Origin of the sequence: Kitasatospora sp. NPDC051705 (genome assembly GCF_044453265.1) — a bacterium.
Taxonomy (GTDB): domain Bacteria; phylum Actinomycetota; class Actinomycetes; order Streptomycetales; family Streptomycetaceae; genus Kitasatospora.
This window is the reverse complement of the sequence record NZ_JBITCO010000010.1, coordinates 198,139-219,140: the sequence shown is the minus strand read 5'-3', so window position 1 is coordinate 219,140 and position 21,002 is coordinate 198,139. Positions and strand designations below refer to the sequence as shown.

Below are 21,002 nucleotides of genomic sequence, written 5' to 3'. Positions count from 1 at the left end.
TGTGACACTGAACCGACGGACACTGCTGATAGCGATGGCCGGGAGCGCGCTGACCGGGTGCGCGGCCGCCGGGCGGGGCGGACCCGCCGCGACGGCCCCGGCACCGGTGACGGGAGCGGCCGGGACGGCCGCCGCGGTCGAGCAGGCCTCCGCCGCGACCGGAGCAGCCTCCGGCGTCCGGACCGCGATACCGTCCGCGGCCCCGTCCGCCACCGAGGCGGGGCCGGCCACCCCGTCGGCCACCGAGGCGGGGCCGGCCACCCCGTCGGCCACCCCGCCCACCGCGGGCCGGCTGCCGACCAGGGCTGAACTGGTGGAGCGCTACGGCGGCACCGCCCCCGCGGAATGGGGGCTGGAGGTCTCCGGGGTGATCACCGAACTGCCCGACGGAGAGCGCGCGACGGCGCTCACCTTCGACGCCTGCGGAGGCCCCGGCGGGAACGGCTACGACGCCGACCTGATCGACTTCCTGCGCGCGAACGCCGTCCCGGCGACCCTGTTCCTGAACGCCCGCTGGATCGACGCCAACCCGGACGTGTTCGAGCAGCTCGCCGGGGACCCGCTGTTCGAGATCGGCAACCACGGGACCGCGCACCGGCCGCTCTCCGTCACCGGTCGCTCCGCCTACGGCATCGCCGGCACCGACGGCGTCGGCGCGGTGCACGACGAGGTGGCGGGCAACGCGCAGAAGCTGGCCGGGCTGCTCGGCCACCCGGTGCGGTTCTTCCGCTCCGGCACCGCGCACTACGACGACGTCGCCACCCGGATCGTCGCCGACCTGGGCGAACGGGTCGCGGGGTTCACCGTGAACGGGGACGGCGGGGCGACGCTCGGCGCCGCCCAGGTCCGGCAGGAGGTCGCCGCCGCCCCGCCGGGGTCCATCGTGATCGGGCACCTGAACCACCCGGGCGGCGGCACCGCCCCCGGCGTGGCGGCGGCGGTGCCGGGCCTGCTGGCGGCGGGGCGGCGGTTCGTCCGGCTCTCCGACGTCCTCGGGTGAGGGCCGGGCGCCCCGGCGCGGGCGGGCGTCACCCGGGTGGACCAGGGCCCGCCCCGGGCCGGGCGGCGTGCCGGCCGCCCTCGGAACGGCCGCCCTCGCGCCGGCCGCGCTCCGACCGGGCCGGCCTCAGCGCAGACGCAGGCCCCCCGGGTGCTCCTCCTCGATGATCCGCACCAGCCAGTCGAAGACCGTCGGCCCCCGCCCGGCCCGGGCGGCGGCGAGCTCGGCGCGCACGTGCTCGCGGTTGGCGGGGTGGCAGCGGCCGAGCCGCAGCTCCAGCTGACGGACCGTCTCCGGGTGGCCGAGGTGGCGCCGGGAGGTCTCGTGGTCGCGCCACTCGATCACGTAGTCGCCGTCCTCGGGGGTGCCGTAGCCACCCCGCAGGCAGTCGGCGAAGGCGTCGAGGTTGCGGCCGAAGTAGCCGTCGGCGCCGATGGTCTCGCCGACGACGTCCCAGAAGTCGTCCAGGGTGTCGATCCGGGTGCCATCGATCACATAGGTCACGGTCACGGGGTCGAGGATATGCCGCCCTCCGGGGATCGCTCCGGTCGGACCGGGGGCGGCCCCCGGCCGGACCGGGGCGGCGGAGCTCAGGCGGGCCGGGCGGCGGCGCTCAGGCCGGTACCGCGATGGCCGTGGCCAGCAGGCCGTCGCGCACGGCCCAGCGGCCGTGGAAGCCCTGGACGAGCCGGCCGCCGACCACCGGGCCCGGGACGAGCAGCCGGGCGGTGAACGTGCCGTCGGGGGAGAGGGCCAGCTCGGCCTCGTTGAAGTCCAGGAACAGCTCGGTCAGCGGGAACCAGGCCTTGTAGACCGACTCCTTGGCGCTGAACAGCAGGCGGTCCCACGGGGTGTCCGGGTGGGTGGCGAGCAGGTCGGCGATCCGGCGCTGCTCGGAGGGCAGGGCGACGGCCTCCAGGACGTCGTCCGGCAGCGGCAGTGCGGGCTCGGCGTCGATGCCGATCGAGAGGAGGTCGCCGGAACGGGCGACGGCCGCGGCGCGCAGGCCGTCGCAGTGGGTGAGGCTGCCGACCACGCCGTCCGGCCAGGTCGGGGCCCCGCGCAGGCCGGGGACCAGCGGGCGGTAGGGGACACCGAGCCGGGTGAGGGCGGTCCGGGCGCAGTGGCGGACGGTGGTGAACTCGCGGCGGCGCTTCTCCACCGCCCGGGCGACGGCCTCGGCCTCCTCGGGCTCCAGCCGGGCCTCCGGCGGGTCGCCGTAGGCCACTTCGGTCACCACGGTGTCCGGCAGCAGGTCCCCGATCACTCTCTCCCCCTCGGTCGAACGCGCGGCCGGGCACCGCGCCGACCGAGCCTAACGCGGGTGGCGGCCGTTCGGGAGGGGGCACTTGTGGCTGGTGGGAGGCCTGGGGCAGGAGGGAGCGGGCCCCGGGTCGGCACCCGGGGCCCGCGGCCGCCGTCGTCACCCGGAGGTGCCGCGGCCGTCACTCGAAGGCGGCCGCCGCCTCGCGCAGCGCCCGGGCGACCGTCTCCGGGTCGTACGGGGCCGGTTCGCCCGGCAGGTAGGTGACGGAGTGCAGGGCGCCGGTGTAGCGGAACGAGCGGTGCCGCTCGTACACCGGCCAGGACACCGGGGACTTGCGGTCCACGCCGACGCTGACGCCCTGGAACGGCGCCATGCCGATCAGCTGGTGGACCGGGCCGAGCCGGCCGCCCTCGACGCCGTCGACGAGCAGCCGGAACTCCCATTTGAGGTCGGCGACGGCCGTCGCCTCGACGACGACCAGCCGGGTACCGGCCGGCACGGGCCCCGCGTCGGCCTCCAGCAGCTCGCCGTACTGGTTGTAGGCGAACCGCAGCCGGCCGTCCTCGACGTACAGGCTGTAGCCGCCGCCCTGGTCGCCGTGCGAGACCAGCACGCCCTGGTCGCCGTCGCGGTGCCGGTCGAGGGCGACCTCGACGACGAAGGAGCGGAAGGAGATCAGCCGGGAGGAGCGGTAGCGCTCCAGCTCGGGGGTGCCGGCCAGCAGGGTGACGGGGCGTCGCAGGCGCTCGTCCTCGGGGCCGCGCAGGGCGAGGGCGCCGCTGCCGTCGGCGAGCGGGAAGACTCCGTCGCGCCAGGCGGAGGCCTCCCAGGCGGCGGACAACTCCTTGACCAGGTCGGGGTGTTCGGCTGCGACGTCGTGGATCTCGGTGGGGTCGGTGCGCAGGTCGTACAGCGCCCACTCCTCGTCGTCGTAGGGCGCGCCGAAGCGGTGCAGGGTGACGAGCTTCCAGCCGTCGCGGTAGTAGCTGCGGTTGCCGGTCATCTCGCAGTACTGCTCGGGGTGGGTGCTGGGGGCCGCGCCGTCGCGCAGGACGGAGCCGAAGGCGATCCCGTCCAGCTCCTGCACGGGGTGCTCCGACCGCCGGGAGGGCCGTTCCACGCCGGCGAGTTCGAGCAGGGTTGGCAGCACGTCCGTGACGTACTGGTACTGCGCGCGGACTCCGGTGTCGCCCTCGGCGCGGGGCAGGCCGGCCGGCCAGGAGAGGACGAACGGGACGCGGACACCGCCCGCGTAGGTCTGGCCCTTGTAGAGGCGGAACGGGGTGTTGGAGGCCATGCCCCAGCCGCGCGGGTAGTGCACCAGGCTCTGCGGGCCGCCGATCAGGGAGATCTCGCGCTCGACATCCGGGTTCCAGTCCTCGGGCAGGCCCGGGTGGTGGACGAAGCGGCTGAAGTAGCTGCGGGTGCCCTCGGCACCGCCCTCGCCGGTGCCGCCGTTGTCGGAGGTGAAGACGATGATGGTGTCGTCGAGTTCGCCGAGGGCTTCGAGGGTGTCGGTGAGGCGGCCGAGGTTCTGGTCGACGTTGTCGACCATCGCGGCGTAGACCTCCATGTAGCGGGCGTACAACTTCTTCTGGACGTCGGTCAGTTCGTCCCAGGGGCCGACCTCGTGGCCGGCCTCGGAGTTGCGCTCGGGCAGTTCGGTGCCGGGCGGGAAGTGCCCGGCGGCGAGCTGGCGGGCGAAGCGGCTGCGGCGCAGCTCGTCCCAGCCGCCGTCGTAGCGGCCGCGGTGGCGTTCGAGGTCGGCGGGCTTGGCCTGGAGCGGGCCGTGGACGGCGTTGTGGGCGAGGTAGAGGAAGAACGGCTTCTCGGCGTCGTGGGCGCGCAGCGACTTGACCATCTTGACGGCCTGGTCGGTGATGTCGTCGGTGTAGTAGTAGTCGTCGGGGAACTCGTCGATGTCCAACGGGCTGTTGTCGCGGACGAGTTGGTGGGGGTGGAAGAGGCTGGTGAGGCCCTCCAGGACACCGTAGTACTGGTCGAACCCCTTCTGCAGGGGCCAGTTGGCGCGGTCGTCGGCGGCGTTGGAGGCGGAGTCGCGGGTCAGGTGCCACTTGCCGACGGCGTAGGTGGCGTAGCCGGCGTCGTGCAGCAGCTCGGCGAGGGTGGGGATGTCCCCGGCGACCTCCATGCCGTAGCCGGGGAAGCCCGGGTCGGCGTTGGCGACGAAGGAGTAGCCGACCCGGTGCGGGTTGAGACCGGTGAGCAGCGCCGCCCGGGCGGGGGAGCAGAGCGGCATGGTGTGGTAGTTGGCGAGCCTGACGCCGGTGGCGGCCAGGCGGTCGAGGGTCGGGGTGGGGATCTCGGCGCCGAACGGGCCGATGTCGCTGTACCCCATGTCGTCGATCAGGACGACGACGATGTTGGGGGCGCCCTCGCGGGGGCGGACGCGCCGGGGCCAGGCCGGGGTGGACTCGCGGAAGGTGCGGCCGACGGTGCCGGGGAAGCCGGCGTAGGGGTCGCGCCGGTGCGGGTCGGCGCCGTGCGGGCCGGTGGGCGGCTCGGTGGTCGGGGTGGCGGTCATGCGGTGCTCCGGGTGGTGGGTCGGGCGGCGTCCAGGGCCGGTACGGCGGCCAGGAGTTCGGCGGTGTAGGGGTGTTCGGGTGCGGTGACGACGCGGTCGGCCGGCCCGGTCTCGACGATCCGGCCCCGGTGCATCACGGCGATCCGGTGGCTGACCCGGCGGACGACGGCCAGGTCGTGGGCGATGAAGAGGACGGCGAGGCCGAGTTCGCGCTGCAGCCGGGCGAGCAGCTCGATCACCTGGGCCTGGACCGAGACGTCCAGCGCCGAGACCGGCTCGTCGCAGATCAGCACGCTCGGCTCGGGGGCCAGCGCCCGGGCGATGCCGATGCGCTGGCGCTGGCCGCCGGAGAAGGCGCGGGGGTGGCGGTCGGCGGCCGACGGATCCAGGCCGACCTGGGTGAGCAGTTCGGCGACCCGGGCGGCCCGCCGTTCGCGGTCGCCGAGGCGGTGCGCGATCAGCGGCTCGGCGATGATCCGTCCGACGGTCATCCGCGGGTTGAGCGAGGAGTACGGGTCCTGGAAGACCATCTGGATCTCCCGGTGCGGCGCGCGGCCCGCCTCCTCGCCGCGGAAGCGGATCCGGCCCGCGGACGGCTGGTGCGCGCCCACCAGGGCCCGGGCCAGGGTGGACTTGCCGGAGCCGGACTCGCCGACCAGCCCGAGGGTCTCGCCGGGGTGCAGGGTGAGGTCGACGCCGTGCAGGGCGGTGACGCTGCGCCGTCGTGAGCCGTAGGTCTTGCCCAGCCCGCTGACGGTGAGCAGCGGGGTGGCCCCCGGCGTGCTGTTGGCGGCGGCCGCCGAGGGCTCGTCCAGCCGGGGGACGGCCGCGAGGAGCTCTCGGGTGTAGGGGTGCCGGGGGGTGCCGAGGACGTCCGCGGTGTCGCCCCGCTCGACGACCCGGCCGCCGCGCATCACCAGCAGCCGGCGGCAGGTGTGGGCGATCACCCCGAGGTCGTGGCTGATCACCACCAGGGCCGTGCCGGTCTCCCGGTTGATCCGGGTGAGCAGTCGCAGGATCTGCCGCTGGACGGTCGGGTCGAGGGCGGTGGTCGGTTCGTCGGCGACCAGCACCTCGGCGTCGTGGGCGAGGGCGAGCGCGATCATGATGCGCTGGCGTTGCCCGCCGGAGAACTGGTGGGGGTGGTCGCGCAGCCGTCCGGCGGCGTCCGGGATCCCGACCAGGTCGAGCAACTCGGCTGCCCGGGCGGCCCGTTCGGCGCGGGGGCGGCTGCCGTGGGCGCGCAGCGCCTCGTCGAGCTGGCGGCCGACGGTGAGGACGGGGTTGAGCGAGGACATCGGGTCCTGGAAGATCATCGCGATCCGCCGGCCGCGCACCGCGCGCAGCTCCTCCTCCGGGAGGGCGGCGAGGTCCCGGCCGGCGAGCTCGACGGAGCCGGCGGTGATCCGGCCGCCGGGCGGCAGCATCCGCAGCAGGGCGAGCGCGGTGGTGGACTTCCCGGAGCCGGACTCGCCGACGATCCCGAGCGTGTCCCCGGCCGCGAGCTCGAAGCCCACGCCGTCGACGGCGGTGGAGCCGTCGAAGGCCACGGTGAGGTCGTCGACCCGCAGGACGGTGTTCATCGGCGGATCCCCCGGTTCAGGGCCTCGGCGATCAGCGTGAAGCCGAGCACCAGGGCGGTGGTGGCGGCCAACGGGGCCGCCGCGAAGGTCGGGTCGGTCGACAGGTAGGCCACCGACTGGCTGAGGATGCTGCCGAGGGTGGGCTCCGGCGGGCGGACGCCCAGGCCGAGGAAGCTGAGCGCGCCCTCGATGAACACGCCCAGCGAGAGCGCGAGGGCGGTCTGCACGATCAGCGGGTCCACGGCGTTGGGGACGACGTGGCGCAGCAGCACGCGGGCCCGGGAGGAGCCGCCGACGCGGGCCGCCAGGGCGTACTCCCGCTCCCGCTGGACCAGGATGCCGGCCCGCAGCTGCCGCCCGAAGCCCGGGATCTCGACGAGCGCGATGACGATCACGACCGGCCAGCGCCCGGGGCCGAGGACGGCGGTGACGGCCAGGCCGAGGATCAGCCCGGGGAAGGCGAGCAGCAGGTCGAAGCCGCGCTGGACGGCGAGGTCGGCCCACCGGGAGGTGGCGGCGAGCAGGGCGGCCGCGCAGCCGAGCGCGGCGCCGATCGGCACGGCGGTGAGGATGATCGTCAGGTCGGTGCCGACGCCGTGCAGCACCCGGCTGAGCACGTCGCGGCCCAGGTCGTCGGTGCCGAACGGGTGCCGGGCGCTCGGGCCGGCCAGGGCGAGGGCGCTCTGGGCGTTCGGGTCGAGGCCGGTGAGCAGCGGTGCGAGCAGTCCGGCGAGGCCGGTCACGCCGACCAGGGCGAGGCCGGTGAGGCCGCGCCAGGTCAGCAGGGCGGACAGGTGGCGGTGGCGGCCGCGCGGACGGGCGGTGCGCAGGGCCGGGGCGGTGATGGTCATCGGGTCACTCCCACCGGACGCGGGGGTCGAGCCAGGTGTAGGCGAGGTCGGTGAGCAGCTGGACGGCGACGTAGCAGGCGACGACCAGCAGGAGCAGGTCCTGCACGACGGGGTAGTCCCGGCGGACCACGCCCTGTTCGATCAGCTGGCCGAGGCCCGGCCAGGCGAAGATCCGCTCCACCACCACGGCGCCGGCGATGAGCTGGCCGACCTGCAGGCCCAGTACGGTGACCGCGGAGGGCAGCGCGTTGGGCAGCGCGTGCTGCCAGACGATCCGCCGCCGGGAGACGCCGAGGGCGGTCGCGGTGCGGACGTAGTCCTCGGCGAGGGCGCGCCGGAGGCCGTCCTCGAGGTGGCGGGCGACGACGGCGGCGCTGGGCAGGGCCAGGCAGAGCGCGGGCATGGCCAGGTACTGGACGGCCAGGTCGGGGGCGTCCAGCAGGGACTCGTGCCCGCCGGCGGGGAGCAGCCCGAGCGTGACGGCGAGGACCAGGACCAGCAGGACGCCGGTGACGAAGGGCGGTACGGCGAGCACGGCGGTGGTGAGGGCCCGGACGGCGGCGGCGACCGGCCGGCGCCGGGTGGTCGCGCCGGCCACCGCCAGCGGCAGGGCCAGCAGCACGACCAGGAGCAGGGCGCCGAGGGTGAGCTGGACGGTGGCGGCGATGCCGTTGCCGATCAGGTCGGAGACCCGGCCGCCGATCGCGTAGCTCGGCCCGAGGTCGCCGCCGAGCACGCCGCCGAGCCAGTGCAGGTACTGGCCGGGCAGCGGCTGGTCGAGCCCGAGCCGGTCGCGGACGGCGGCGAGGGTCGCCGGGGAGGCGTCCGGTCCGGCCAGGGCGGTGGCGGGGTCGCCGGGGATGAGCCGCAGGATGAGGAAGATCAGGAAGGAGGCGAGGACGAGGACGAGCAGCCCGCTGGGCAGTCGTTTGAGGAGGAAGGTGCGCATGGGGGTCGGGGCTCCCGCTCAGGCCGTCAGGTAGGCGTCGTCGAGGTTGAGGTAGCTGAACTTGTTGAGCGTCACGCCCTGCACCCCGGCGCCGGCCACCTCGACCAGCCCGGCGATGGCCAGGTCGATGACGAACTCCTCGTCCAGCAGCACGTCGGTGATCTGCTGGTAGAGGGCCCTGGCCTCGGGGCTCTCGCTGTCGCTGCGGTTCCACGCCCGCTGGACCACGTCGGTGTAGGCGGGGGAGCTGAACCGCGAGCTGTTCTTGGCCTCGTTGAAGGGGTAGGCGCTCACCGCGAGGGTGGCGGGGTGGAGCTGGGCGAAGCCGTGGCTGAGCGTCCACAGCGCGGGCATGCTCTGCGCGATGAGCTGCTTCTGCATGGTGGGCGAGTCGGTGGGCTGCAGCACCACCTCGATGCCGACCTGCTGGAGGTCGTACTGCAGGATCTGCGCGACGGCGGTCGACCCCGGGTCGTTGGAGTGCGCGAACGGGAGGGTGAGGGACTCCGCGCCGGCCTCCCTGAGCAGCGCCTTCGCCTTCTCCGGGTCGTGGCGGTAGTGGGCGGCGCCGGCTTCGCTGTAGGCGGGGGAGGACTTGGGCCACGGCACCGAGGAGACGGTGCCGTACCCGCCGAGCGCCTGCTGGACGAAGCGCTCGCGGTCCACGGCCCAGGCGATGGCCTGCCGGACGCGCTTGTCGCCGACGTGCTCGGCGGTGAGGTTGACGCCGATGTAGTAGGCGCCGGAGCCGGTGTCGTACTGCCTGATCCGGAACCGCGGGTCGTTCCTGAGCGTGGCGACGTCCTTGCCGCGGACGGCGTAGGAGAGGTGGGTCTGGCCGGTCCGGAGCGAGGAGAGCAGCGACTCGGCCTGCGGGACGACCCGGATCTCCACACCGTCGAGGTAGGGGCGGCCGGGGTTCCAGTACTTCTCGTTGCGGGCGAGGGTGAGCGAGGAGCCGGGCTTGCGGTCGGTGAGGGTGAACGGGCCGGTGCCGATCAGCCTGTTCCCGGCGAGGGCGTCGGCGACGCTGGCCGAGTCCGGGACGATCATGAACTCGAAGAGGTCGAAGAGGTTGCTGACCGGGTGGGCGAGCACCAGGGTCAGCTCGAAGTCGCCGTTCTTGTGGAAGTCGGTGACGGCGGCGGCGGTGGAGCGCAACTGGGCCGCCCGGGAGGGGTCCTGCAGGTTCCTGACGGCGAACACCACGTCGTCGGCGGTGAACCTGCGCCCGGAGTGGAAGGTGACGTCCTCGCGCAGCTTCAGGGTGACGCTCAGGCCGTCCGCCGCGACCTGCCAGGAGGTGGCCAGCTCGGGCTGCGGCCGGAGCTGGTCGTCGTACCTGGTCAGGGTGTTGAAGACGAGCCGCTGGACGAGCGTGTTGGCGCTCTGCGCGAAGAGCAGGCTCGGGGTGAAGTCGACGCCGGTGGCCACGGACAGGACGCCGCCGCGGCGCGGGCCGCTCGGAGCGCCCGCGGCGGAGGCCGCGGTGTCGGCGGCGGAGCGGCAGGCCGCCAGCGTCAGCAGGCCGGCGCCGGCGAGGCCGCCGCGCAGCAGGGCGCGGCGGGACAGGCCGGGAGCGGAGGGGCGGGTGAACGCGGTCATGGCGGTCCTTCGGAGACGGGCGGGCGGCGTGCGGGCGGGCGATCGGGTGCGGACGGACGGACGGACGGACGCGGCACGGTCAGGGCGCGGGCGCGGCGGCCAGGGCGCGGAACGGGCGGGCGTACAGCTCGCCGAGCACCGGGGCGCCGGCCGCCACGGCGAGCGCGTCGGCGCCGCGGGTCTGGGCGATCAGCAGGTCGGCGCTGCGGTGCAGGTGGGAGTGGCGGGCGAACTCGGCGCGGACCACGTCGAGGTAGCGGGGATCGAGGACGGCGAAGGTCTCGGTGAGGACCAGCAGGTCGGGGTTGACCACGTCGGCGAGCAGGGCCAGGGCGCGGCCGATCGTCCCGGCCCGGGCGCGGACCAGCCGGTCGGCCCGCGGATCGCCCCGCCGGACGGCGTCGACCAGCCGGGCGCGGTCCGGCCCGGGGGTGATCCCCTCGGCGGCCGCGGCCTCGAACAGGGTGGTGTCCGAGGCGGCGGTCGAGAGACAGCCCGGGCGGCCGCAGTGGCAGCGGGCGTCTCCCCCGGGGACGGGCTGCCCGGGCGGCCCGGCGACCGGGAGGTGGCCGAGGTCGCCGGCGGCCGAGGGCGGGCCCAGGTGGACCGTCCCGGCGACGGCCAGCGCCGCGTCCACCACGTGGCCGACGAACAGGTGGACCATGCTCCGGCGGGCCGCCGGGTGGCCGAAGAGGATCTCCGCCAGGGTGAGCGCCCGGGCGTGGTTGTCCACCTGGACGGGCAGGCCGGTGGCGTCCGCCAGCAGGTCCCGGAGCGGCAGGTCCGTCCAGCCCAGGGGCCCGTGCCGGAGCGTCAGGCCGCGCTCCGGGTCGACGGTGCCGCCCGTGACGGCCCCGAGGCCGACCACCGTCCGGCCGCCGCGCACCGCGGTGAGCAGCCGGGGCAGCCGCTCCAGCAGCGGCCGCAGGACGGCGAACCCGGTGCGGCCGCGGTTGGAGATCTCCTGCCGGTGCAGCACCCGCCCGCGCAGGTCGAGCAGGGCGAAGGTGGTGTACGGGACGCCGAGGTGCAGCCCGGCGACGGCGAGCCGGTCGGTGTCCACGGCCACCGGCAGCTGCGGGCGGCCGAGTGCGCCGCCGGCGCGGGCGGCCGCCAGCTCCGGCCGCTCGCGCAGCACGCCGAGCCGGACCAGGTCCACCACCTGCCGGGACACCGCCGAGGCGCTGAGCCCGGTCAGGGCGGAGACCCGGCTGCGGGCGACCGGCCCGTGGTCGAGCACCGTCCGCAGCACGGCGGCGGCGTTGGCGTCCCGGCGGTCGTCCCCGGTGCGGGCGGCCGGGCGGGGGAGCAGGGTGGTGGACATGGCGGTGGCACCCGGCTTCCGGTCAGTTGGCGGCTTCGAGCTCCTCGGCGGGCACCAGACCGGCCACCCGCGGCGGGTCGGCCGGCTCCAGCAGGCGGCTCGGGACGCCGTCGACGCCGTGCGGCAGGTCCCCGTCCAGGGTGATCCGGCGGACCAGGCGCGGCTCGTCGCCGTAGTCGTTGACGGCGTAGTGCTGGGTGGCGCGGTTGTCCCAGATCGCCACGTCGCCGACCTGCCAGTCCCAGCGGACGGTGTTCTCCAGCCGCTCGACGTAGCGCTGGAAGAGGTCGATCAGGGCCCGGCTGTCGGCCCCGGAGACGCCCTGGATCCGCTGCGCGAAGGCGCCGAGCAGCAGCGACTTCTCGCCGGTCACCGGGTGCACCCGGACCACCGGGTGCTCCGTCTTGAAGGCGGTGGAGACGAACACGTCGCGGAACAGCCGGGCGATCTCGGCGTCGTCCGCGAGCTCCGGGCGCAGGGCCAGCCGGGCCGCGTAGTCGTAGTCGTTGGTGTGCACCGCCCGCAGGCTCTCGGCCAGGGTCTTCAGCGGTGCGGGCAGGTCCTGGTAGGCGGCGGCGGTGTTGGCCCAGACGGTGCTGCCGCCGGCCGGGGGCAGTTCGAGCGAACGCAGGATGGACGCCTTGGGGTAGGAGGGCACGAAGGTCACGTCGGTGTGCCAGTTGTTGGCGCGCACGCCCTTGGTCGCGTCGAGCTCGAAGACGTAGCGGCCGTCGGCGCTGGGCACCGTCGGGTGGCCGACCGGGTGGCCGAGCAGGCGGGCGAAGGCCTCGTGCCCGGCGTCGTCGAGGTGCTGCTGGCCGCGGAAGAACAGCACCTTGTGCTCGTACAGCGCGTTCTCGAGGGCGGCCACGGTCTCGGCGGGCAGGTCGCCGTCGAGGCGGACGTCGTGGACGACCGCGCCGATGCGGCCGGCGGCGGGGGTGAGGCGGAGTTCGGTCAGGGCAGTGGTCATGACGGATCCCTTTCAGGGGAGATGGTGACGGTGAGTGATGAGAGGGGAGGCCTTCGCCCGCCCTGACAGCCGGTGCCGGGGCAGCCGGAACGGCCCGGCGGGGCCGTGGGGCGGGGTGGCGCAGAGCGGCCGGCCGGGGGTGCCGGACGGTCAGGAGGCGAGCGCGCCGGGACAGCTGCGGCGCGGGCGGCAGGCCGGGACGGGGCGGACAACGCGGTTCATCGCCCCTCCTTCCGGTTCGCTGCGAGTGGGCTCGGCGCCCATCGTGCTGAAGGGCACGGGGGGCTGTCAATCGGCATCTTGGCTGCTGGGAACGGGTGTTGCTGGTGCATTGCGGCAGATGACGGCCGGTGTCGCGAGGGTGACGGGCGCACGTCGCGCGGATGTTCGGCCTTGTGACGGGCACATGTCGGTTACTAACTTGCCGAGCGGAAGTAAGTCCGGACGCCGGGGGGCAGCCCTCCCGGGGCCGGTGGTTCGCGAAAGGGGGGCGGGCGGGTGCCCGTGCTGGAGCTGCTGCAGGCCCGGGTGTCCGCGGGGACCACCTGGCGGGTGGTGCAGCTGACCGATGGTGACGGAGCGTACGGGCTGGGCGAGTACTCGGACGCCGGGCCCGGGGCCGACGGGGTCTGGGCGGCGGTCGCGGCCGGGCTCGCCGAGGGCGGGTCGGTCTCGGCGGTGGTGGCCGGACTGAACCGCCGGGGCCCGCTGGCCGTACGGACGGTGCGCGGCGCGCTGGAGCTGGCCGCGGCCGACCTCGCGGCGCGCCGCACCGGTCAGCCGCTCTGGCGCTGGCTGGGCGGTACGGAGCCCCGGCCCGTCGCGCGGCACGCCAGCATCGACCGGGCGCTGCGGCTGCGCACGCCGGAGGAGTTCGCCGAGGTGGCGCGGGCGGCGGTGGCGGACGGGTACCGGGCGGTCAAGTGCGCGCCGTTCGACGGCTTGCCGGCGGAGGTGCGGCTGCGGGTGGGTCTGGCCCGGGCGGTCGCGGTGCGGCGGGCGGTGCCGCAGGCCGGACTGATGGTCGACGTGCACGGGCTGTTGCGGGTGGATGACGTTCTCGCGTCGGCCCGCGAACTGGGGGCGCTGGGGCTGCGGTGGCTGGAGGACGCGGCGCCGGTGGCATCCCTGCGGGCGGTCGCCGGGATCGCTCCGCTGGCCGGCGGGGAGCTCGCCGCCGACCTCTCGGAGCTCCAACCCGCGCTGCAGGAGGGCCTGCTGGCTTGGGTGCTGCCCGACGTGAAGCACGCGGGCGGCTTCCGGGCGGCGACGTCGCTGGTGTCCGCGGCCCTGGGGGCGGGGGCGGGCGTCTCGCTGCACAACCCGGCCGGGCCGGTGGCCACGGCGGCGGGGGTGCACCTGGCGGTGGCGCTCGGGCCGTCGGTGGAGACGGAGTTCGCGTACGGCGAGACCGCCTGGCGGGCGGACGCGGTGCGCCCGGCCGAGGCCGGCGCCGGCGCGTGGCTGCGGCCCGCCGCCGGGCCGGGGCTGGGCCTGGAGCTGGACCGGCGGCGGTGGACGCTGGAGCGGGCGTGGTGACGCGGGACGGCCGCGTGGGCGGCGGGCGCCGTGGTGACGTCCGGGCGCCGTGGTGACGCCCGGCCGTCGTGGTGACGCCGGGCGGGCTCCGGGGGTGGGTGGCTACTGGCCCAGCAACCGGGCGAAGTCCAGTCCGAGGCTACCGAGCACGGGCAGGGCGCCCAGGTCGGTGACCCCGCCGACCGGGATGCTGTAGCCCTGGTTGACCGCGCGGGGCGCGGTGGTGGCGGCCGCGGCGGGTGTGGCCGCGGCCGGGATCAGGACGGTGCCGAGGAGCAGGGCGGCGAGTGCGGTGCGCATGGGGCGGGGCCTCCGGGGGACGGGCGTGGTGGCCTGTCAACACCCTGCGTCGCCGGGCGGTCACGCATCTTCGCCCCTTCGGCCGCATTCGTAAAGATCCCTGCCTTGTGTTCATGACAACAGTGCGGAGGTCTGGACCACGTAGATCGCCGACGCGTACCGTCGCCTTGCCCGTCGCCGTGAACTCGAGCGCGGCCGCGGGGAGTTCCATCGCTGTATGCATGTCATGAACATGATCAAAGCCTGGAGGGAACCATGCGCGCCATCGCCAAGAACCTCAGGATCCTCGCCGGCGCCCCGCTCGCCGCAGCCGCCCTGATCGCCCTCACCGCCGGCACCGCCAGCGCCGCGATACCGATCAACAAGCCCATGAGCGGCAAGGCCACCTACTACAACGACGCCGGCTTCGGCGCCTGCGGCACCCAGATCAACGCCGCCACCCAGATGCTCGTCGCCGTCTCGCACACCTGGTGGACCACCGCCAACCCCAACAACGACCCGGTCTGCAAGGGCATCTCGGTCAAGGTGACCTACCAGGGCAAGACCGTCACCGTGCCCGTCAGGGACCAGTGTCCGTCCTGCGACGCCACCCACATCGACCTCAGCCAGCCCGCCTTCGCCCGGCTCGCGCCCCTCGGCAAGGGCGTCATCACCGGACTCACCTGGCAGTTCGTCAAGGCCGGCCTGAACGGCACGACCGTGGCGCTCTCCGAGCCCGTCACCGGCTCCACCCTCGGCTGACCGGCCCCGCCCTCGGGACCGCTCCGGCCCGCCCCCGCCCGGCCCGGCCGCGTGCGGGGGCGGGCGCCCGGGGCCCGGCGCCGCCACCGGACCTCGTATCGTGGCGGGTCGGTGACGCGAGGGGAGCCCAGGAGATGACCAAGCCGGTGCTGTACGTCGTGGTGTGCGCGGCCGGGACCGCCGGCGCCGGCGGGGTGGAGGAGCTGATCGGGGCCGCCCAGGAGCGCGGCTGGGAGGTCGGCGTGGTCGCGACCCCGCAGGCCATGGGCTTCATCGACCAGGAGGCGATCGTGGCGCGGACGGGATACCCGATCCGCTCCGCCTGGCGCAGGCCCGGCGACCCCCGCCCGCTGCCGGACCCGGACGCGATCATCGTCGCCCCCGCCACGTTCAACACGATCAACAAGTGGGCGGCGGGGATCTCGGACACCCTCGCGCTCGGCATCCTCTGCGAGTCCTACGGCCTGGGCATGCCGGTGGTGGTCCAGCCGTGCGTGAGCTCGGCGCAGGCGGCGCACCCGGCGTACGAGGAGAGCCTGGACCGGTTGCGCAGGATGGGCGTGCGGTTCGTGGACCCCGAGCCCGGCGAACACGGCTGGACGACGCACCTGCTGGACGTCGTCGCCGACTGACAGGGTGACTGGCCGGGATCGCGGATCCTGGCACTGTGCCGGTGTTCGGGGACGAACCGGAGGGAGTAGCGTCCGGGCAGGTCAGCGACGGTGCAGGAGGATCCGGTGGCGGTCAACGGCGAGGTGTCGTTCTGGTACGCGGCGAGCGGGCTCCCGGAGCCCGGGCCGCCGCTGCCCGGCGGGGCCGACGTGGACGTGTGCATCGTCGGCGGCGGCTACACCGGGCTCTGGACGGCGTACTACCTCAAGAAGGCCGACCCCTCCCTGCGGATCGCGGTGCTGGAGCGCCGCTTCTGCGGCTACGGCGCCTCCGGCCGTAACGGCGGCTGGCTCTACAACGGCTTCGCCGGGCGCGGCGCCTTCGCCAGACGGTACGGCCGGGGCGCCGCCGCCGCGCTGCAGCGGGCGATGGACGAGTCGGTCGGCGAGGTCGTCGACGTCGCGGCCGCCGAGCGGATCGATGCCGACGTGGTGCGCGGCGGGGTGCTCGAAGTGGCCAGGAACCCGGCCCAGTTGGCCCGGCTGCGGGAGTTCGCCGAGGCGGAGCGCGGGTACGGCGAGGGCCGGGTAGAGCTGCTCGGCGCCAAGGAGACGGCCGACCGGATCGCCGTCGCGGGCGCCCTCGGCGGCACCTGGTCCCCGTACGGCGCGCGGATCCAGCCGGCCAAGCTGGCCCGCGGGCTGGCCCGGGTGGTCACGGACCTCGGGGTGGCGGTGCACGAGGGGACGGAGGTCACCGCGATCCTGCCGGGCACCGCGTACGGCCGCCCCCGGGCGGTGACGCCGCACGGCACGGTGACCGCCGAGTACGTGCTGCGCGCGACCGAGGGCTTCACCGCCGGGCTGCGCGGCGAGCGCCGGACCTGGCTGCCGATGAACTCGGCGATGATCGCCACCGAACCGCTGCCCGCCGCGTTCTGGGCGGAGGCGGGCTGGCAGGGCCGCGAGGTGCTGGGCGACTTCGCGCACGCCTACATGTACGCGCAGCGCACCGCCGACGACCGGATCGCGCTCGGCGGCCGGGGCGTGCCCTACCGGTTCGGCTCCCGCACCGACGCGGACGGCGGCACCCAGGTGGAGACGGTGCGCCAGCTGCGCGCGATCCTCGACCGCTTCTTCCCCGGCGCGGCCCGGGCCCGGATCGACCACGCCTGGGCCGGCGTGCTGGGCGTCCCCCGGGACTGGTGCGCGACGGTCGAGCTGGACCGGGCGAGCGGGCTCGGCTGGGCCGGCGGCTACGTCGGCAGCGGGGTCACCACCACCAACCTGGCCGGCCGCACGCTGCGGGACCTCGTCCTGGGCCGGGACACCGGACTGACCGGGCTGCCCTGGGTGGGCCACACCGTGCGGCGCTGGGAGCCGGAGCCGCTGCGCTGGATCGGGGTGCACGCGATGTACGCGGCCTACCACGCGGCCGACCGGCAGGAGGCGGCCGGGCGGGCGACCACCTCGCCGATCGCCCGGGTCGCGGACGTCGTCGCCGGGCGGCACTGACCCACGAGCGGCCCGCGCCCGGCCTCCGCGGCCCGCCGGGCCCGGGCGGCGGGCGCGGCCGTTCGGACGCCCCGCCGTGCGGAGCCGCCCGGCGGCCCGCACGGTGGGGGCGTGCTGAGGAGAACCCTGGTGGGCCTGTGCGCCCTGCTGCTCTGCGTGCCCGCGACCGGCGCGCGCGCCCGCTCGCCCGGCTGGGCGGTCGTCGCCGTGGACCAGGCGTCGCGCCGGGTCCTGGTGCTGCAGAGCGCCGAGGAGTTGATGGCCTACCAGGGCCCCGACCGGCTGCCGGTGGTCTGGAGCTGGAGCGCCGACCGGGCGCCCGGCCTGGCGGACCTCGCGCCCGAACGGAGCTGGAGCAACCCGGACGAGGCGAGGATCCGGATCCGGCAGGGCCGGCGCCACCTGCTGGTCACGGCCTCCGGCGGACTGGTCGCGGTGGTCGACACCGCGACCGGCCGCACCCGGTGGGCCGTCGACGTGGGCGGCGCCGCCAACCCGCACAGCGCCGAGCTGCTGCCGGACGGCAACGTCGCGGTGGTGGCGAGCGGTGGCGGGTGGATCCGGCTGTACGCGGCCTCCCAGGGCCCCCGGGCCACCGCGCACGCCGCCGTCCCGCTGCCCGGGGCCCACGGCGTGCACCGGGACGCCCGGACGGGTCTGCTCCTCGCGCTCGGCGACGACGTGCTGCTCGCGCTGCGGGTGGGCGGGACGCCGCCCGCGCCCACCCTGACCGTCGTGCGGACGACCCCGCTGCCGGACCGCGGCGGTCACGACCTCGCCCCGGTGCTGTCCGCGCCCGGCCGGTACTGGGTGAGCACGCTGGAGCACCTGTGGAGCTACGACCCGTCGGCCGACCGCTTCACCCCCGTCCACCTGGGCACTCCCGCGGCCGAACGGGACGTGAAGAGCATCGGCGACGAGCCCGGCACCGGGCGGATCCTCACCGCCGCCCCGGACCACACGGGGCCGTGCGACTGGTGCACCTCGGTGATCACCCTGCACCGTCCGGACGGGGTGCGGGCCCTGCGCGGGACGCACCTCTACAAGGCACGCTGGTGGGGAGGGCGGTAGCAGATCCGTGACGCACGGTAGCGGATTCTGCCGGTCGGGTCGGTGAAACCACCCGATCTGCCGACGGCATTCGGCTGATGGGGCATATTGTGTACCCCGGCAAACTACTCCAATGGAAGTGAGTTTCCCGGTACCGTCCGCAAACCATCCGCCGACCCGCTCCGACTGGGATAGCGTCGAAGGCGTCGGGGGGCCGACACCGATCCGGTGCATTCGAACGCTGGTTACCGGGCCGTAATGGCCGTGATAAGTCCTGGAGAAAAACATGCAGAATTGCCTTTCGGAAGACCTGCCGGGCGCGATCGACGATCTGCAGCTCGCGGTGGACTCGCTGGCGGCATTCCCGGCGCGGAATCCGGCCGGCGGCGCCGCCGTCACCGAGCGCCTCGCGGCGGTCGCCGAGCTCTGCCGCTCGGTGGACGCGGTGCTCGACAGCCTGGTCGTCCAGGCCGCCGCGGAAGCCGCCGAGGAGGGCTGGACGGCGGCCCGGATGGCGGCCGAGCACTCGGGCTACTACGCGAGGCTGCGGCGCGCCTTGCTGCCCGTGGCGGGCGGCGCCGGGTCGATGCAGCAGTGAGCGCGCTGCACCCGGGCGTGCACGTGCTGTCCTGCCCCACCCGGTGGAGCGACGTCGACGAGAACGGGCACATCAACAACGTCCGGCTGATCGGTTACGTCCAGGAGGGGATTTACGACCTGTTCTGCCACCACGCGACCGCCGTCCGGGAATCCCTGTTCTCGTCCGGATTCATCATCGCGCGGCACGAGATCGATTACCTGGAGCAGTTGCACCACCGGCCCGAGCCATTGTCGGTGCGGCTGACCGTGGAACGCCTCGGGCGGAGTTCCGCGCACGTCGTGGTGAATGTCTGCCGGGATCCGCTCACGTTTATGCGGGCGAGAACCGTGGTGGTCGCCCGGGACCGCGAATCCGGCCGGTCGAGGAAACTCAGCTCGAACGAGCGGAGATTTCTCGCCGCGTTTATGCCGGAGGCCGTGCGGGCGGTCGCGGCACCGCCCACCGCGCCTCCGGTGGCGCCGCAACAGCGCGTAGCGGCCCGGCCCGGGTTCTCCTCGACGCGCCGCACCCGGCGGCACTGTCGCGCCTCGGCGGCCTGAGGCCGGGCCGGCCACCCCGGCGGACTGCCGCGCGGCCCCGCTCCGGGCCCCGGCTCCCGGGCCCACCCCCACGGCGGCCCGGGCCGGCGGCGTGATCGACAACGGCGTCGATCCGCCCGGCCGGGCTCCCCGCGGCCCCGGCGCAGGACTACGCTGAGCAGCACGGGCACCGGTGCGGCCCACGGCCGGTCACGGGCAGCGACGGAGCCGCCGACCGGACCCCGCCGCCACCGGCGTCCGGCCCGACCGGCACCGGTCCCGCAGACTCCGCCGACCCGGAAGGAGGACGCGATGACCATCGCCTGGGAGGAGTTCCGCGCCCGTGTCGTCGAACGCGGGGAGTACCGGGGCGACGCCGAGGCGGAACACGCCGTCCGGGTCGTCCTCGGGCTGCTGGGCGAGCACCTGGTGGGCGCGGAGCGGATCGAGCTCGCCGACGCCCTGCCCGAGACCTGTGCCGCCCTACTGCGCGACGCCGCCCCCGCCCGTGAGCCGCTGACCGCCGAGCGCTTCGTGCAGGCGGTCGGCGGCTGGATCGACGGGGCGACCGGGACGACCGCGCAGTGGGACGTCGGGGCGGTCCTCAGCACCGTCGCCGACCTCGCCCCGGACGGGCTGATCGACCGGGTGCTCCAGCAGCTTCCGGACGGCTACGACCTGCTGTTCGGCCACCCGCTGCCGGCCTGAGCAGGCGCAGCCCTGCCGGCCCGCGCGGGCGCGCCGGCGCCGGACCGGGCCGGGGCGCCGGTGGTGGCCCGGGTGGGCGGTTCCCCCGTGGTGGCCCGGAACAGTTCCGAGCCCGGGCCGGTCAGCTCGACCGGCCCGGCCCTCGGCCGCAGGTAGGCCGAGGCACCCGGCGGCAGCGCCAGGTCGGGGTGCCCGGGCGCGCGCAGCCGGGCCCGGCCCGCGACGCAGAGCAGGATCTGCGGGGCGGGCAGCTCGACCCGGACGGCCATCGCGCCCGGCCGCAGCCGGGAGAGCCGGAACTCCTCGGCGGGGGAGCGGAAGCCGGCCTCGACCGGGCCCCACGGCTGAGGTTCGAGCACCCGGGGCCCGCCGGTGCGGAAGGACGTGACCGCCAGCAGGCCGTCGACGTCGACGTGCTTGGCGGTCAGCCCGCAGCGCAGCACGTTGTCCGAGTTGGCCATCAACTCCACGCCCACGCCGCGGAGATAGGCGTGCGGGACACCGGCGTCCAGGTACAGCGCCTGGCCGGCGGCGAGCGGCACGTGGTTGAGCAGCAGTGCGGCGACCAGCCCCGGGTCCCCGGGGTACTGCGCGGCGACCCGGGCGTAGGCCGCGCAGGCCCGGGCGTACCGGCCGCCCGAGCCCGCGAGCCGCCGCAAGGCCGCTTCCACCGCAGCGAGTTGCGAACCGGTGGGCCGGTGGGTGGCCAGCGCGCCGCGCAGCAGCGCGGGCAGCGCCTGGGCGGCCGGCCGGGTCCGCAGCGCGGTGGCCCAGGGGGCGAGCAGCGGGACGTCCAGCGCCTCCAGCAGCCCGGCCGTCCCGGCGGCCGGACGGAAGCCGCACAGTGCCTCGAAGTCACCCAGGGCGCAGATGAGTTCGGGCTTGTGGCCGCGGTCCCGGAAGACCCGGCCGGGTGCGTCGCGCGGAACGCCCCGGGCGTCCTCGGCGGCGTGGCCGGCCACCGCCTGGGCCCGGGTCGGATGGACCTGGAGGGAGAGCGCCCGGTCGGCGGCCAGCACCTTGAACAGGAACGGCAGCCCGGGGCCGAACCGTCGCACCGTCTCCGGCCCGAGCAGCCCGTCCGGGTCCGCCGCGATCAGCCCGTCCAGCGGCCGCGGACCGCCGGCCCCGTCCGCGGGGCCGAGGGCGGACGGCGCGGACGGGTGCGCGCCCATCCACAGCTCGGCCTGCGGGGCGCCGGTGCCCGGGGTGCCGGTCAGCTCGGGGATCGCGGTGGTCGAGCCCCACGCGTAGGCGCGGACCGGGTTGTGCAGCAGGGCGAACGGCGGGAGCGGCATGGCGCGGGCCTCCGGTGGGGCGGG

The 21,002-nt window shown here is 75.4% G+C and carries 20 protein-coding genes; 9 read left to right on the top strand and 11 right to left on the bottom strand.

What is annotated here, in order from left to right; all coding sequences use genetic code 11:
- The first annotated feature begins 1 nt into the window (after nt 1).
- Nucleotides 2-1,000: a polysaccharide deacetylase family protein gene (locus ACIA8Q_RS16080; protein WP_396317328.1), complete on the top strand. Its 999-nt coding sequence runs from the start codon at nt 2-4 to the stop codon at nt 998-1,000.
- 126 nt (nt 1,001-1,126) lie between these two features.
- Here the strand turns inward: ACIA8Q_RS16080 and ACIA8Q_RS16075 are convergent, their stop codons facing one another.
- The 9 genes from ACIA8Q_RS16075 to ACIA8Q_RS16035 form a co-directional block, all read right to left on the bottom strand.
- On the bottom strand, nt 1,127-1,510 hold the full coding sequence (locus ACIA8Q_RS16075) for a barstar family protein (RefSeq protein ID WP_360208398.1): 384 nt from the start codon (nt 1,508-1,510) through the stop codon (nt 1,127-1,129).
- Nucleotides 1,511-1,613: 103 nt separating this feature from the next.
- Nucleotides 1,614-2,267 carry a 4'-phosphopantetheinyl transferase superfamily protein gene (locus ACIA8Q_RS16070; RefSeq protein WP_360208401.1) on the bottom strand — a complete coding sequence of 218 codons (654 nt, stop codon included), beginning with the start codon at nt 2,265-2,267 and terminating at the stop codon, nt 1,614-1,616.
- A 178-nt stretch (nt 2,268-2,445) separates the two neighbouring features.
- Nucleotides 2,446-4,812 carry an arylsulfatase gene (locus ACIA8Q_RS16065; protein WP_360208403.1) on the bottom strand — a complete coding sequence of 789 codons (2,367 nt, stop codon included), beginning with the start codon at nt 4,810-4,812 and terminating at the stop codon, nt 2,446-2,448.
- Complete coding sequence (locus ACIA8Q_RS16060; protein WP_360208406.1) at nt 4,809-6,395, bottom strand: ABC transporter ATP-binding protein; 1,587 nt, start codon at nt 6,393-6,395, stop codon at nt 4,809-4,811. Before ACIA8Q_RS16060 ends, ACIA8Q_RS16065 begins: the two co-directional genes overlap by 4 nt.
- Complete coding sequence (locus tag ACIA8Q_RS16055) at nt 6,392-7,246, bottom strand: ABC transporter permease (RefSeq protein ID WP_360208409.1); 855 nt, start codon at nt 7,244-7,246, stop codon at nt 6,392-6,394. Before ACIA8Q_RS16055 ends, ACIA8Q_RS16060 begins: the two co-directional genes overlap by 4 nt.
- Nucleotides 7,247-7,250: 4 nt before the next feature.
- Nucleotides 7,251-8,195, bottom strand: coding sequence for an ABC transporter permease (locus ACIA8Q_RS16050; protein ID WP_360208411.1), 945 nt, complete (start codon nt 8,193-8,195; stop codon nt 7,251-7,253).
- 18 nt (nt 8,196-8,213) lie between these two features.
- Nucleotides 8,214-9,800 (bottom strand): ABC transporter substrate-binding protein, encoded by a 1,587-nt coding sequence (locus tag ACIA8Q_RS16045; RefSeq protein ID WP_396317327.1) that lies wholly within the window; start codon nt 9,798-9,800, stop codon nt 8,214-8,216.
- Nucleotides 9,801-9,879: 79 nt separating this feature from the next.
- A complete protein-coding gene (locus ACIA8Q_RS16040) occupies nt 9,880-11,124 on the bottom strand; it encodes an ROK family protein (protein WP_360208417.1) in 1,245 nt (414 codons plus the stop codon).
- A gap of 22 nt (nt 11,125-11,146) precedes the next feature.
- The gene (locus ACIA8Q_RS16035) at nt 11,147-12,097 is read right to left on the bottom strand and encodes a TauD/TfdA family dioxygenase (protein WP_360208420.1); all 951 of its coding nucleotides are present in this window, start codon (nt 12,095-12,097) and stop codon (nt 11,147-11,149) included.
- Nucleotides 12,098-12,595: 498 nt separating this feature from the next.
- On the opposite strand from ACIA8Q_RS16035, the gene ACIA8Q_RS16030 reads away from it, so the two are divergent.
- Complete coding sequence (locus tag ACIA8Q_RS16030) at nt 12,596-13,636, top strand: enolase C-terminal domain-like protein (RefSeq protein ID WP_360208423.1); 1,041 nt, start codon at nt 12,596-12,598, stop codon at nt 13,634-13,636.
- A 102-nt stretch (nt 13,637-13,738) separates the two neighbouring features.
- On the opposite strand, the gene ACIA8Q_RS16025 is transcribed toward ACIA8Q_RS16030, so the two are convergent.
- Nucleotides 13,739-13,936 (bottom strand): hypothetical protein, encoded by a 198-nt coding sequence (locus ACIA8Q_RS16025; RefSeq protein WP_360208425.1) that lies wholly within the window; start codon nt 13,934-13,936, stop codon nt 13,739-13,741.
- A 255-nt stretch (nt 13,937-14,191) separates the two neighbouring features.
- Between ACIA8Q_RS16025 and ACIA8Q_RS16020 the strand changes: the two genes are divergently transcribed.
- The 7 genes from ACIA8Q_RS16020 (at nt 14,192) to ACIA8Q_RS15990 (ending at nt 19,680) form a co-directional block, all read left to right on the top strand.
- Nucleotides 14,192-14,677 carry a cysteine/serine endopeptidase inhibitor gene (locus ACIA8Q_RS16020; protein WP_360208428.1) on the top strand — a complete coding sequence of 162 codons (486 nt, stop codon included), beginning with the start codon at nt 14,192-14,194 and terminating at the stop codon, nt 14,675-14,677.
- 134 nt (nt 14,678-14,811) lie between these two features.
- Nucleotides 14,812-15,309: a flavoprotein gene (locus tag ACIA8Q_RS16015; RefSeq protein WP_360208431.1), complete on the top strand. Its 498-nt coding sequence runs from the start codon at nt 14,812-14,814 to the stop codon at nt 15,307-15,309.
- A 105-nt stretch (nt 15,310-15,414) separates the two neighbouring features.
- Complete coding sequence (locus tag ACIA8Q_RS16010; protein WP_396317326.1) at nt 15,415-16,803, top strand: NAD(P)/FAD-dependent oxidoreductase; 1,389 nt, start codon at nt 15,415-15,417, stop codon at nt 16,801-16,803.
- Between the two features lie 111 nt (nt 16,804-16,914).
- Nucleotides 16,915-17,874 carry a DUF6528 family protein gene (locus ACIA8Q_RS16005; RefSeq protein ID WP_360208435.1) on the top strand — a complete coding sequence of 320 codons (960 nt, stop codon included), beginning with the start codon at nt 16,915-16,917 and terminating at the stop codon, nt 17,872-17,874.
- 265 nt (nt 17,875-18,139) lie between these two features.
- A complete protein-coding gene (locus tag ACIA8Q_RS16000) occupies nt 18,140-18,451 on the top strand; it encodes a hypothetical protein (protein ID WP_360208437.1) in 312 nt (103 codons plus the stop codon).
- Nucleotides 18,448-18,993, top strand: a complete 546-nt coding sequence (locus ACIA8Q_RS15995) for a thioesterase family protein (protein ID WP_360208439.1) — start codon at nt 18,448-18,450, stop codon at nt 18,991-18,993. The genes ACIA8Q_RS16000 and ACIA8Q_RS15995 overlap by 4 nt, the downstream gene beginning before the upstream one ends.
- Before the next feature lie 291 nt (nt 18,994-19,284).
- The gene (locus ACIA8Q_RS15990) at nt 19,285-19,680 is read left to right on the top strand and encodes a DUF2267 domain-containing protein (RefSeq protein ID WP_360208441.1); all 396 of its coding nucleotides are present in this window, start codon (nt 19,285-19,287) and stop codon (nt 19,678-19,680) included.
- Here ACIA8Q_RS15990 and manA read toward each other — a convergent pair.
- On the bottom strand, nt 19,644-20,978 hold the full coding sequence (manA, locus tag ACIA8Q_RS15985) for a mannose-6-phosphate isomerase, class I (protein ID WP_396317325.1): 1,335 nt from the start codon (nt 20,976-20,978) through the stop codon (nt 19,644-19,646). The two genes, ACIA8Q_RS15990 and manA, sit on opposite strands and share 37 nt — an antisense overlap.
- Between the last annotated feature and the right edge of the window lie 24 nt (nt 20,979-21,002).